Raw genomic sequence first — 12,850 nt, forward strand, 5'->3', positions numbered from 1 at the left:
TGCGCAGGAGGCCCTGGTCGTGTCGCTGGAGAACCACGCCGAATTCAAGTTGAGCATCACCAAAGCACTCGGCGACCAGCTCGCGGCGGCGCTGGAGGAACTGACGCCTGCGCCTCTGACTATGGGAAACATCCAGAGGCTCCGCCCCCTGCCCGGCGTGTACCAGATGTACAAGGGCGAAGAGTTGGTCTACGTCGGCAAGGCGGACAAGTCGCTGCCCCAGCGCATCGAGAAGCACTTCCGGAAGATCTCAGGACGAAGGAACATATCCATTGAGGAAATGTCCTTCACCTGCCTATTCGTTGACGAGGACTTCGGTGCCGTCGCCCCCGAACGCCTCCTGATCAACAAGCACCGGGGGCAAGGTGAAGTCCCATGGAACTACAACGGATTTGGAAATAACGACCCCGGCAAACGGCGGGACACCACCGTGGTCGAGGAAAAGCACTTCGACCGCCAGTACCCGATCGACCTGGCATACGCCTTCCCGGACTTCGTAACCGTCGACGGCGCGAGCGAGGGCGAATTGACTCTGGCCAAGCTGCTGACGACCGTTAAGGTGCTCCTCCCCTACGTGTTCCGTTACGAGTCCACCAAGGCGTTTGACGAGATCACCGTCCGGCTCCCCGCCGGGCCCCTCACCGCCGACGAGGCGCTACGCGTCATCTCCGAGCACGTCCCTGCTCCTTGGCAGGTCACCGCCCTCCCGGGGTACGTAATTATGTACGGCAAGACCGAGGACTACCCCAGCGGCATGCGTTACTACCGGGCCGGCCAGGTCATCGACCCAGCCCCGGACGCCTGAGCCTGACAGAACAGACTTCACTCCCTCCTTCCTTCCCTTCGCGGTACGTTCTGCCGACCATGAGCCAGGAAGTCATGACCGCTACATACACCCCCAAGTCGTTCGACCCTCTGTCGACTGAGCAGATAGCGCACACCATTTGTGAGACCTTCGAACGCCAGCCGTTGGTCTCCATGCTCCACGAGATTCCCCGATTTGACGGGGCGGGACTATACGCCCTGTACTACCGCGGCGAGGAGGTGTCTCTCTACTTGCCGTTGAACAAGCTTCAGATCCCCGTCTACGTGGGGCAGGGGCGGTCGAGCAACAGTGCCACGGGTGCTAAGGCCTCGGCGCGATGCCCTGTTTACGACAGGCTCAGGAAACACCGGCGATCGATAGAGGAGGCCAAGCTGCCGCTGGAGGAGTTCAGGTTTCGGGCCCTGTTGCTGCCGGACGTGCACGCCAACCTCGGAGAGAACAGCCTACGCGTCGGTTACCAGCCGGTCTGGAACCACACACTGACCGGGTTCGGCGGCAACGAGCAGGGTTCCTCCACCCGCCAAAGCAAGAAGAGCAAGTGGGACACCGTGCATGACGGGCGAAGTCGCACTCATGGCGGCGTCGTGCACGAGGCGAACGAACTCGTGGCCATCGCCAAGGGGCATATCGCTCAACAGGTCGCCTCCTACGACGATCTGCCTTGGCATCATCCCGTCACGGACACCTACGAAGACCTGGATGGCTGAACCTATCTCCAGCAATCGCCCCTGCCCTCGACTCTACGCCGAGAGTAGGGGCGATGTGGTTGTTACAGGCGCGGCTAGGGTTCGACCAGAGGACCGCGCCTGTTGTCGGCCCCCTTCCGCTTCGCACCGCCCCTCTGACGCGAGAGGGGTTGGACGTGGGGCCATTTCCGGCGATCGGTCCTCGTCTTCTTGCGGGTCTGGCTCATTGAAAATCTCTACGGCTTCCCCGATTTCAGGTTCGATCGAGAAAACGGTCGCCGCAGAGTATAGCTTAATCTTCCCTTTTGGCCTCTGGCGCTGCAGGGATAAATACCGGGCGCCCGGTCGCCGCTATGGAACCAGCACCACCATTTCAGCGCCCCACTTCGTCGAGCGCAAATTGCTGCTGCGGTGCGGCGGTCTTGCGCCGTTGACGTGGACCGTCAGTCCGCCTGCCGGTAGGGGCCCTCGCCGAGGTGCCGGAACCTGGCCTAAGGCCCAGGCTGCGCCACCAACTTAGCTAGTCAGCAGCGATGGGTCAACGAGTCGGGCATATGACCTCTAACGTGATGTGTGAGACGGTTTCGCCGCATACTGCATAGAAGCGTTTCAAATATTCAAAAATGGGATTCCCCTTGCGTGCTGCCGCACCACCGCCCTAGCTTTCTAATCGCTTACTCGGAGAGGGCGGCGAACGGTGTCGTTCCGGGTTCGCGTGATTCTTTTTCGTGCCAAGGGGGAGGGCGTCTTCGAAATGGAAGACGTGATCGATTCATGCGTCGAGGCTCTGCTGGAGGACAGCGAGCGTCTGGGGCGGCTCGAACGCGACCACGTTGTGCAAGTCGCGAGCCGGCGGGGCCTCGATCCGCAGCAGCTCGATCGAGTCATTGCCGTGTTGCGTGGTCACGGGATACTGGGCGACAAAGCGGCCCGCGGTAAATCGTCGGCTTTCCATGAGGCGGCAGCAGCCGAGTCCGTCGGCAGCACCGGGTCCGGCCAGATGGGATACCAGTCGGGCCGGATCGGACGCCACCGCATTCTGAGCGCCGAGGAGGAGGTCGCGTTGGGGAGACGGATCCAGATGGGGCTACGCGCGGCCGAATCCCGGGCGGCCGGGAGGGCATCGGACGAGCTGGCAGAGATGGTCCGCGACGGAGACGCGGCGCGCAGGACGCTGGTCAGGCACAACGTACGCCTGGCGATCGACATCGCGAAGCGCTATCTGCCGGGAGCGGGCGACTTGGAGTTCGACGACCTGATCCAGGAGGGAATTCTGGGGCTCAACCGGGCGGCCGAGAAGTTCGATCCGACGATGGGCTATAAGTTCTCCACATATGGAAGCTGGTGGGTACGGCAGTCGATCACTCGGGCTATCGCAAACACCAGTTCTGTGGTAAGGCTGCCAGTGCACATCCGTGAGGATCTGCGGCGTGTGAATCAATACGCGCGAGGCTTCGAGGCGCGCAACGGGCGTCCTCCGACTATCTCGGAGCTCGCCGAGGCCCTCGGAGAGAAGCCTGAGACGATTCAGGCGCTGTTGGACTACTCCGCGCCCATTATCCACCTGGACGTACCGGTCGATGACGAGGGTGGGGCCACGCTCGGTGATCTGTTGCTCGCGTCTAAGACGGAGCAGCCCGAGGACGACACCATCCAGGAGCTGTTGAAGGAGCAAATCCTCAAGACGCTTGACGCGTTGCTCTCGGAGGCGGACCCGCGGTTGATGCGCCTGCTGGTCGGGCGCTTCGGCCTGGACGGCGAGGAGCCCATGACGCTGGACGCGCTAGGCAAGGAATTCGGTGTCACGAGGGAGCGGGTGCGGCAGCTGGAGAAGAAACTGCTCGAGCGGCTGCGGGGGAGCGGAAGGCTCAGGGAGTTGACGATGGAATTCCTGGCGGTGGAGGCGGCGTGACGACGGACAAGGTGGAAGCCCAGACGCGGTTCGTGTCCTGGCTGGACAGCAGGGTGACGGCCGAGGGCCGAGGGGACGGGGAGAGCGTGCTGGACGCGGACCCGTCGGGCGTCTACTGGTTGGGACGGTTGGCCCCGGAGAGCGACGCGGGGGCGGTCGGACGTGAGAGACGTATGGACCCTTGTGCGGTGGGCATGCGTGTGCGGCCGGAACACACGGGGCCCTGGTCTTTTCGGGTCCGGGTCCGGGCCCTGGCCTGGAACCGCGTGCGCGATTCTGAGGACCCTGGAGAAAAGTGGGAGAAGACCAAGCCGGTTGATGTGGTGGTACGCGTCGACGCGGCGGCGGGTGCCGTTGGGGTCGCCTACGGGAGGCAGGAGGTCGCAGAGGCCCTTGACGCTGTGGGGGCCCCGGGGTCGAGCGCCGAGGTGCGGGTGACGGACGAGTCCTGGCGCGGAGATCCTGAACTCGTCGTGGAACTCGTCAACACCACGCCTGAGGGACCGCGACAGCGGGGCGAGCGGCACCTGTTTGAAGTCGAGTTGCGAGTGCTGGACCTCGATACTGTGCCGTTCTTCTTGGAATCACTGCCGGAGAGCTTTCGCTACGATCGGCGTTTGCCGGCTATCGGGATCAACTGCGGTGTTGCGGTTCTCGGGCCTCGGGGGCTCGCTACGACTGATCAGGTCATCGTCGAGCGGCACCGCCCCGAGTACACCTTCGATCGAACCGACGCGGCCGTCTTGCCGTTGACATTCGACCGTCTCTTCGGGGATCCCGTTGCCGCGCTGTCGCGTCTGGTGGATGCCTATGCGGCGTGGGGACGCGACCACTGGTCGCTTGAGCGCCTTCGGAGCCGTGCCCATGACGAGGACTGGCAGCCGGAGATGCTTCGCCAGGCCCAGGAGGCGGCCGAAGAGCACGCGGGAGAGCTGGAGCGACTGCGCGCGGGTGTGGAGGCTCTGAAGCAGGACGCCGAACTACGTCACGCGTTCGAGCTCATGAACCGCGCCATGGCCCTCGCCGCCCGCGGCCGCTACAGCGGATGGCGACCGTTCCAGATCGGCTTTGTCCTGTCCGTACTGCCCTCACTCGTGCGCGAAGGATCGGACTGGGGCACGGTAGAGACGGTGTGGTTCGCCACGGGCGGTGGCAAGACCGAGACTTATCTTGCCTTGCTCGTGCTCGCCGCCTTCTATGACCGCCTGCGCGGCAAGCTCGCCGGCATCACCGCCTGGAGCCGTTTCCCGCTGCGGATGTTGTCCCTTCAGCAGACCCAGCGTTTCGCGGACGCGCTGGCGGCGGCCGAAGTCGTACGCCAGGACCACCACGTGCCAGGGGATCCGATCTCACTCGGCTACTTCATCGGTTCCGGTGCCACCCCCAACGAGGTCCCTACAGCGCCCACCGAACACAACCCCGTCGACGTGGACGACCCCGGTATGGCCGATCGCTACCAGGTTCTCACCGCCTGCCCGTTCTGTGGTTCCGAGGACCTGAAAATGAAGTTCCACCGCGGTGACTGGACCCTGCGCCACGTGTGCAAAGCATCCCAATGCCGCTCCGAGGGACGGCCACTTCCCGTCTACGTCGTCGACCAGGAGATCTACCGGTTCCTTCCCACCGTCGTCATCGGCACCTTGGACAAGGCCGCGCTCATCTCAATGCAAGGCGGCATGCGCGCATTTGTGGAAGGGCCGGCAGGTCGATGCTCCCGCCCCGGCCACGGTTTCACCTATGCCAAGCGCGCCAAGCGGCCGAATGGCTGCCTGGTCCCGGACTGCCCCGGTGAGTCCAGCCCTCTGGCTGCCAGGGAACGAACCCGCTTCGCGCCCTCATTCCGGTTGCAGGATGAGCTACACCTGCTGCGTGACTCCCTGGGAGCGGTCGACTCGCACTACGAGTCCCTGTTGGACGCCCTCCAGCTTGAACTCACCGGTACCACTCCCAAGATCATCGCGTCGTCGGCGACCCTAACGGGATTCGAGCGACAGGTGCGCGTCCTGTACAACCGGCCCGGGCGGGTCTTTCCCGTTCCGGGTCCCTCCGCTCGCGAGTCGTTTTGGACACGGGATACCAGCAACCTGCTGCGTAGATTCGTCGCGGTGTGGCCGCGCGGCGTCACCCTGGAGTGGGTCTCAGACCGCACCACCACCATCCTGCAGCAGTCCGTCCGCCGTCTGGTTGATGAGCCTCAGCGTGTATGCGCCGAGGCTGACATCGACCCCTCCCACGTGCCCATGCTGCTGGACCTCTACGGTACCCACGTCGTGTACGGCAACACCGTGCGGGACGTCGAAGCAGCCCGTCGATCCCTGGGTACGCAGGTACCCGTCACTCCGCTTAATGCGGCGCAGCTCACCGGTCAGACCCCGTTCGAGGAAGTCCGTGAGACCCTGCAACGTCTTCTGCGGCCAGAATCTGATTTCGACGACCGCCTTCATGTCGTGACCGCCTCCTCCATGATCTCCCACGGGGTCGACGTCGACCGCTTGAATGTCATGACGGTGCTCGGCGTGCCACTGACGACCGCAGAGTTCATCCAGGCCACCGCCCGGGTGGGACGGTCGCATCCAGGGCTGGTCTATGTCATCCACAAGGTCGGCCGCGAGCGCGACGCAGCCGTGTTCGCCCACTTCACTCCGTTCATAGAGCAGGGCGACCGGTTCGTGGAACCGATCCCCGTGACGCGTTCCAGCCGCCGCGTACTGGAATTGACCACCAGTGCGGCGATCGAGGCCCGCCGCTTGTTCGTCCACGAACCACGCTCTGCGTGGGGTCGGCTGACCACTGTCGACATGCTGCGTAAGTATGCCGCCCAAACCAGCCTGGGAGCGAGCGAGGAGGCACGGGCCTGCGCTGCGGCCTTGGGAGTCGAGGAACAGCACCACCTGGCTTTCGGCGACGTGAACCGACAGCTGGAAACGTATTTCATGCGCCTCGAAAACCCGGGCGACGGAGCCAAGTGGCCCCAGCAACTGTTGGCCCGCCCGCCCATGCGCTCGCTTCGTGACGTCGAAGCCCAGATCCCCGTCAGCGACGACTGATCGAACCGGGAGAGAGCAGATTATGAAAGACCAGCGCAGCGGATCGCAGATCCTCTACGGCTTCCTCCCGCAGCAGACCGCCGACCTAAAGGGGGGCATCTGGCTGACCACCGAGTGGAAGGACCCACGCCCAGTCGACGTGGACGACTCGATCATCCGCGCGCGACTGATCGCCGAACTCCAGGGTTGGGTCGCGCACGGCATGGACCCCGGCGCGGTCAACTTTCTTCGTTCTGGCGGCGCAGTCGAGGTCGTGGCGGTCAACCCTGAGCGCGGCGTGCGCGTCGAACGCTACCCCCAGGTGTGGGTGTGTCGTATGTGCCGACGGGTGGAGACCGGCACGCCGAAAGCCTGCCTCTGCGGCAACAACCGCTGGCAGCAACTGCACTTCGTCGGATTCCATGACTGTGGACTCCTCGAACAGCCAGTGATCCCTACGTGCCGTGAGCACCACCAAGTTCGCATGCCACACCAGTCCAGCATGGACGCCTCGCGGATCCGCTTTGAGTGTCCGGTGTGCCACCGTGAGATTCAGAAGGGTTTCGGATACCGCAAGTGTCCCTGTGGGCGTAGGTACTCTGATGCCAGAAACAGTGAATACCTGCGGTACAACGTCCACCGCTCCGCCAGCGTTTACACGCCCCAGACCTTCACGCAGATCAACCCAGCCAGCCGGGCCGCGATGCGCCGGGTTACCGAGTCTGGTGGCCCGCGACGGGCGTTGCTTTGGGCGTTGGGCGGCTTCGAGGACGCCGAGCCGGGGGCCGGACGGCGGACGCAGGCGGCGCTAGTCGACCAATTGGTCGCCTCGGGGCTTACGCGCGCGGTGGCCGAGCGTATGGCTGCCGTGGCCAGCGCAGCTGGTGAACTAGGGGCCGAGGAAGACCTTGGTGCTCTCGCGAACGCCAACGTCGACCAGATCGAGGCTGCGGAGCGTGAGGCAGTCGATGTCGCCCTCGCCGCAACTGAAAAGGGCTCCCGCCGACGGGTTGACGACTTGATCACGCCCTCGACACCGAGCGACGCGCTCACGCGCTACCGGCATGATTACCCAATCGCGCTGGGACGGGCGGGTCTGGCCGGAGTCGACCTCTTCACTGACTTTCCCGTTCTGAAAGCCGTCTATGGCTATACCAGGGGCAGCGGCGAACCGGGGGCCTCCCGTCTGAGTTTGTACACCGGCAAGAGCGGCCGGCGGGTGTACGCGGACTTGCGCGCCACCGAAGCGCTTTTCTTCCGCCTTGATCCGTTGTTGGTGCACGCCGCCCTGCGAAGCCGTGGCCATTTGTTGCCAGATGTGACCGACGCGCGCGAGGCCCGTGCCGTTCTCGCCGCGCATGTGAATCCGCCGTCCCGCTTCAGCGACCCACAGGACGCGGACCCCCTGGGCCGTGACCTGCTAACCCTGATTCACTCCTATGCCCACCGTGCCATCCGCCAGCTCGCGGTTTTCGCCGGCGTTGACCGCGAAGGCCTGGGTGAATACCTCGTCCCCCGGCACAACGGGTTTTTCGTGTTCGCTGCCAGCCGAGGCGACTTCGTGCTCGGCGGACTGCAGGCCGTGTTCGAGAACGATCTACACCTGCTGCTGGCAACCATCGCGGGCGCCGAATCGCGGTGTGCCATGGACCCAGCCTGCGAACGAAATGGTGGGGCGTGCCACGCCTGCCTGCATCTCGGGGAGCCAGCCTGCGACCACTTCAACCGGTACCTGAACCGTACCGCTCTCTTCGGCCCGGACGGGTTTCTTGCCGCGGCAACGCAGATCATGAAGTGACGGTCCCAGATCGAACAGCAGGGCAGGGGGAAGGATCACTTCTGTCGCCTCCGCGCTTCGCCTCTACCGCCGCACGCGTCGGACATGGTGGCCAACAAGGGGGGCGACAGGAAGCCGGAGCTCCTGCTCCGTTCGAGCCTGCACCGTGGGCTCTGCGGTACCGCGTGAACGTGCAGCCGCTGCCCGAGCTCTGCCGCACGGCCGATCTCCTCGTCCCCAAAGCCCACGTCGCCCTCTTCGTCGTCGGCTGCTAATGGCACGGGGGTGCTCCGACTACTACCGTCCCGCCATGAAGCGCTCCCGATTCTGGCGAGAAAAGGTCCAGGGTCTGGGAGTACGAAGCCCCGAACGCCGCTGCCGAGAAGGTCGTAGCGGCGCCCAAACAACGGTGAACGATGCCCGTCGCGGCCACCGTGGCAGGCTGTGGGCATGCTTCGGGAACCCACACAGCTGACCATCGGCGATGACGGACAGATCCAGCTGCCCCTCGGCCTCTTGGCGGAGGCCGGCCTGAGTCCTGGTTCCGAGATCCTGGCCTACAGCATGGGAGATGGTCGCATCACTCTTCGCCGAGCCGAGGATGCGATCGGCGAGCTGCTTTCCACGGGAGATCTCACGTAGGCGGGCCCCGTCTGGGGGGTGGTCGTTCAGAGCGGCCCTTCTTCGAACGCACCGATTCACAGCTTCTGATTTCGCAGTGATTCACGGAAACGTTGGGCCGACCACTCGCACTGACAGGTGCGGGGGCTTCGTGGGATCGGTGGACCGGTGTCCCTACGCGGTGGCCGCCTCAACGGAGGCCTGTTGGGGGATCGCGGTCATCGGCGTCTGCGCACGGTGCATGTCCCAGTGCTTAGTCAGCCACTTGAGGTGATCGGCCGTCATGGTCACGGTCAGCGGAGCGCCGTCCAGCCTGGCGTAGTCCGGGTACTCCTTGAGAGTGTTGGCCAGGTTCAGGGTCTTGGTCCGGGGGTTGACAGAGATCAGCCCGAGATCGAAGAGCCGGTGCAGGTCACGACGCAGCAGCAGACCACCGCCCTTGTGGTGTTTGCCGTTGGCCGCGTAGCTGTACAGGTGCGCCGCTTCCAACGCCTGGACCGGGGCCGGCCCGGTGAATGCGCATACCTCGCCGAACACGTCCAACAGGTACTTGCGGAAGGCGGGCTGCCCTTTACGTACGCGGATGGTCGCGGTCCCGTGCCCTTCGGCGATCATCTGCTGGGTCGTGTCGATGACGCCCAGCGGCAGCGGCACGCCGCCGTGGGTGAGGGCGTGCTGGAAGTCGTCCCAGCGTAGTTCGCGCAGGCTGTTCTGAGACGCGCGTTGCACGCACAGCATGCGCAGCTCGGGAGCGGTTAGGGTGCCGCGTGCGTCAATCCAGCCGGCCTCGTGCCGGCTGCGGTAGGTGGTGACCTGCTTGCGTTTCCGACCGGCCTGGTCGGATTCGTGCTTGCACTTCTGGTTCCAGCACACGAACCGGGGCAGCTTCTTCTTTCGCTCGGCCACATCGGCCTTGCCGCACTTGAGACAGTACGGGGTTTCCTTCTCGGCCTGCCCGACCTCGATGTCTTCGATCACCGACAGCCCCAGCAGCTCGGTGGCGTCCCACAATACGATCACGTCACCGACTTTCAGCTTGGCGTGGTTGTTCACCGTGTTGTCCCAGCTGTAGTGGGTAGCGGGGTTGTCGTCGTACCCCTCGCTCACCCGCTTGCTGCCAGCCTTCGCCAGCACCAACCACGCCGTCATTGCGCCCTCCCCAAGCAGATCCAACCAAGGTGGCCCCATGCCGGAACGATGCCGCACGAGCGCCTGGAGCAACATAGCGGGCTGCACTGACAACCCCCTCTCGGCCTCCTGGCAGAGGTCCGTCTGAGGTTTGGCCCCAGTTAGATCCACGACTGTCCCTGCACCCACACTCTCCCGTGCATGCGCTCGACGTTTTACTGGGAGACCGTCACGGATGACGGCGGGTGTATACCTTTGATTCCATTTCCCATTTCCTCCGAATCAGGGCTGGCTTTAGCCAAGGAAGGCCGGCCCGGCCTGGTGCTGTAGCTCTTGACGAAGCAACCCGTGTCAGTGCGCTAGTCATCTAGAGAAGGAGGGCGGGGCGAAATCTAGACGTCCATACTTTTTGGCCAAACGGAGATGGCCGCATGAAGCAGCGTTTCCATGCGTTCGTTGGCGACCGCATTACCCCATGCGCCCAGACCGATTTGTCGATGCAGAACGAGGTCGTTACCATTCGCCCACTGCACCAGCTTGGACGCCTTACTCGGGAAGTCGGAAGGTAGTGCGCTATTCACTTCCATGGGTAGAAGCATGAGATTACCCAGCTTCCCTACCCAGAAATTTTGATTTGAATTGATTGATTTAGCCCCCTGAGGTTCGATATGCTCAAGAGTAATGCTATGGTGGCGTCCGAGTTTCGACGAGCCCCAAAATTCATCAATCTTTTCTAGCGTATATCGAACGCGGTGAACGTCTTGTGGGCGCTGAGTAAAGTAAGTTAGCTTTTTAAGTCCATCTCTAAACTGCGCGTCAGTAGGCATGAGGACATTCGCGTCACGCTTGAATTGCTGAAGGGCTTCCCTTGTGTCATTCGCCGTGATTGCAGCATCCACCGAGTAGGCGGCCCGCCGGTACGCGCGGCGGATCGTTGAGGTGGATGGGCGCTGGGAAATAGACCACCTGAACTGCAAATTTTCGATCGCACTCAGGAAGTCAATCAACCGAGCATTTGAAATCGTGCGACGAGGATTATGAATGTAGTTCCTAAGCAAGGAAAAGAGGAGATTCAACGGCAGATTTGAGCCCGGTACCAGGCAGCCAAACAAGGAGTGGTCGACCGCTGCGAATCGATCAGGCCGCCAACGTCCCGCAGGAACCACTCGTTCCCAATGTTTTCCATTGGGCGATGCGAGACACTCGTCGAACTCCTTGAAGATCTCTGCAGTCTCACTAAAGAGGCGGATGAATTCTCGCGCGCCCTGCTCCATGTTTGCTCGGCTGCGCATAAAGGAATCAACAGATCGGCGAATCCTGTTTACTGCGACAATTTCGTCGTCCTGTTGATGTGAAGTTGAGTTCCAAGTGTAACCAAGGAAATCCTCCACCTTAACCTTCGACCACGAAATGGATTCAATATTCCTCACGCTATTTCCCCAGAGGTGCTCCTCCTCCTGGGCCGCCGTTGCAGTAATGGATGAAATTACTTGATTCTTCACCAGGTCGACCTGATTGAGGCTCTTTCCGCGATCATTGAGAGTCTCAAAAATTCTGAATGCATCTTGGCGATCATCGACTCGAACGTAGACCACGCTTGAGCGGATAAAGCGATCGCGGATCGCATCGATAGCTTCAGCACGAGGGATTGCAGACTTATTTACTTCAGCCTCGATGTGTTTAGCGAAAATCTCATAGGCGGCATACTGTGCTTTGTCCGCACTGCTTTCTGGTTTTGCTTGCCGAATTGCTGATTCGGGCTCCGAAAATAGACCCAAGTGCAGGAATCCGGATTTGGTTCGATATTTAAGCCGAAAGGCCGCATTACCGGACAGGTCGACGCGCTGCAAATAATTCGACAGTCCTTGTGCCCTTCCTTTCTCTCCGATTTTTTCGTACGCGTCCTTAATTGCCCTGATTGCAATCAGTACAGTCGTGAGACGCTGCTGGCCATCGACGAGGTCCCAGCTGTCGCTACCCGAGGGATGAACAACCATGTTACCGAGGAAATGCCCTTCGGGATTGTCTCTTAGGTCATTCCAGAGGTCCAACACGTTCTCTTCGTCCCATGCGTACGGCCTTTGATAACGGGGGACAACATGTTCCCCGATGAGAACGATCTCCCCGATCGTGCGTTGAACCGCATCGAAACCCAATTCTGGTCCCCTCTTTGGTGAATTTTCACTCAGCACTCTACGGACAGGGGCCTTGTAGGTTACCTATCCTGCCGCTCTCGACGCCTCGCGCGAGGGCGTTAAGTCATCACGATACGGATCGGCACCCACGTGAGTGACCATTTTCGTCAACTTCCGTAAGCCAGTGGCTACTTGCGGAGATGGTGCATCTACGGAGGAGTGGCGCTTTTGCGCTCGCAGCAGCAGTGCTGGGGGCAGCCACGGGGTGATGTATGGCTACGCGAACCGTGAGCTCGGACGGCCAGCCGGACGGGAGCGGCCGGCCAGGGGCAGGAGCGCCGGCCAGGGGAGCGGAGCAGCTGCCGGTGATGAAGCAGTAGCTCGCAACACCCCTCAGGCCGTGAACGTCGCCTCCCTTCGGCATGATCGCCTCGTTGTGGTTGACCGGCAACTAGGAGTAACCGTGGAAGACTTGAAGCGACTCATGGTCGAGCAGATGCTGTTTCCTCCAAAGGCGTTTTCAACAGCTCCTGGCCTCTCGCGCGCGCTGACCAACTTCCCCTCCGTGGACCATTCGTGGACGGAAGTGGGCCGTGGCCGACCCAGAACAGCTCTAACCAGCACAGATGCCAGACACCCAATCGCCCTCCGGAGCCGTGTGCGCAGGTTCGAATCCTGCCGGGGGCACCCAACATGAGGTGCCTAAAGACCCCGTCACCAGCGGAAACGCTGAGGCCGG

Annotated in this window: 8 protein-coding genes; 6 read left to right on the forward strand and 2 right to left on the reverse strand. The window is 62.5% G+C overall.

Going from position 1 to position 12,850, the window contains the following annotated elements; genetic code table 11:
• The first annotated feature begins 19 nt into the window (after positions 1-19).
• The 6 genes from ACWCV3_RS13270 (at position 20) to ACWCV3_RS13295 (ending at position 8,869) form a co-directional block, all read left to right on the forward strand.
• Positions 20-805, forward strand: coding sequence for an Eco29kI family restriction endonuclease (locus ACWCV3_RS13270; RefSeq protein WP_451222544.1), 786 nt, complete (start codon positions 20-22; stop codon positions 803-805).
• A gap of 59 nt (positions 806-864) precedes the next feature.
• Positions 865-1,533 (forward strand): Eco29kI family restriction endonuclease, encoded by a 669-nt coding sequence (locus ACWCV3_RS13275; RefSeq protein WP_451222546.1) that lies wholly within the window; start codon positions 865-867, stop codon positions 1,531-1,533.
• Positions 1,534-2,266: 733 nt separating this feature from the next.
• Positions 2,267-3,424 (forward strand): sigma-70 family RNA polymerase sigma factor, encoded by a 1,158-nt coding sequence (locus ACWCV3_RS13280; protein ID WP_451222548.1) that lies wholly within the window; start codon positions 2,267-2,269, stop codon positions 3,422-3,424.
• Positions 3,421-6,471 (forward strand): DEAD/DEAH box helicase, encoded by a 3,051-nt coding sequence (locus ACWCV3_RS13285; protein WP_451222550.1) that lies wholly within the window; start codon positions 3,421-3,423, stop codon positions 6,469-6,471. Before ACWCV3_RS13280 ends, ACWCV3_RS13285 begins: the two co-directional genes overlap by 4 nt.
• Positions 6,472-6,493: 22 nt before the next feature.
• Complete coding sequence (locus tag ACWCV3_RS13290; protein ID WP_451222552.1) at positions 6,494-8,248, forward strand: hypothetical protein; 1,755 nt, start codon at positions 6,494-6,496, stop codon at positions 8,246-8,248.
• Positions 8,249-8,677: 429 nt separating this feature from the next.
• Positions 8,678-8,869 carry an AbrB/MazE/SpoVT family DNA-binding domain-containing protein gene (locus ACWCV3_RS13295; RefSeq protein WP_451222554.1) on the forward strand — a complete coding sequence of 64 codons (192 nt, stop codon included), beginning with the start codon at positions 8,678-8,680 and terminating at the stop codon, positions 8,867-8,869.
• A 153-nt stretch (positions 8,870-9,022) separates the two neighbouring features.
• On the opposite strand, the gene ACWCV3_RS13300 is transcribed toward ACWCV3_RS13295, so the two are convergent.
• On the reverse strand, positions 9,023-9,997 hold the full coding sequence (locus ACWCV3_RS13300; protein ID WP_451222556.1) for an HNH endonuclease: 975 nt from the start codon (positions 9,995-9,997) through the stop codon (positions 9,023-9,025).
• 371 nt (positions 9,998-10,368) lie between these two features.
• Positions 10,369-12,132 (reverse strand): DUF262 domain-containing protein, encoded by a 1,764-nt coding sequence (locus ACWCV3_RS13305; protein ID WP_451222558.1) that lies wholly within the window; start codon positions 12,130-12,132, stop codon positions 10,369-10,371.
• Positions 12,133-12,850 lie beyond the last annotated feature (718 nt).

The organism is Streptomyces sp. NPDC001781 (assembly GCF_053596035.1).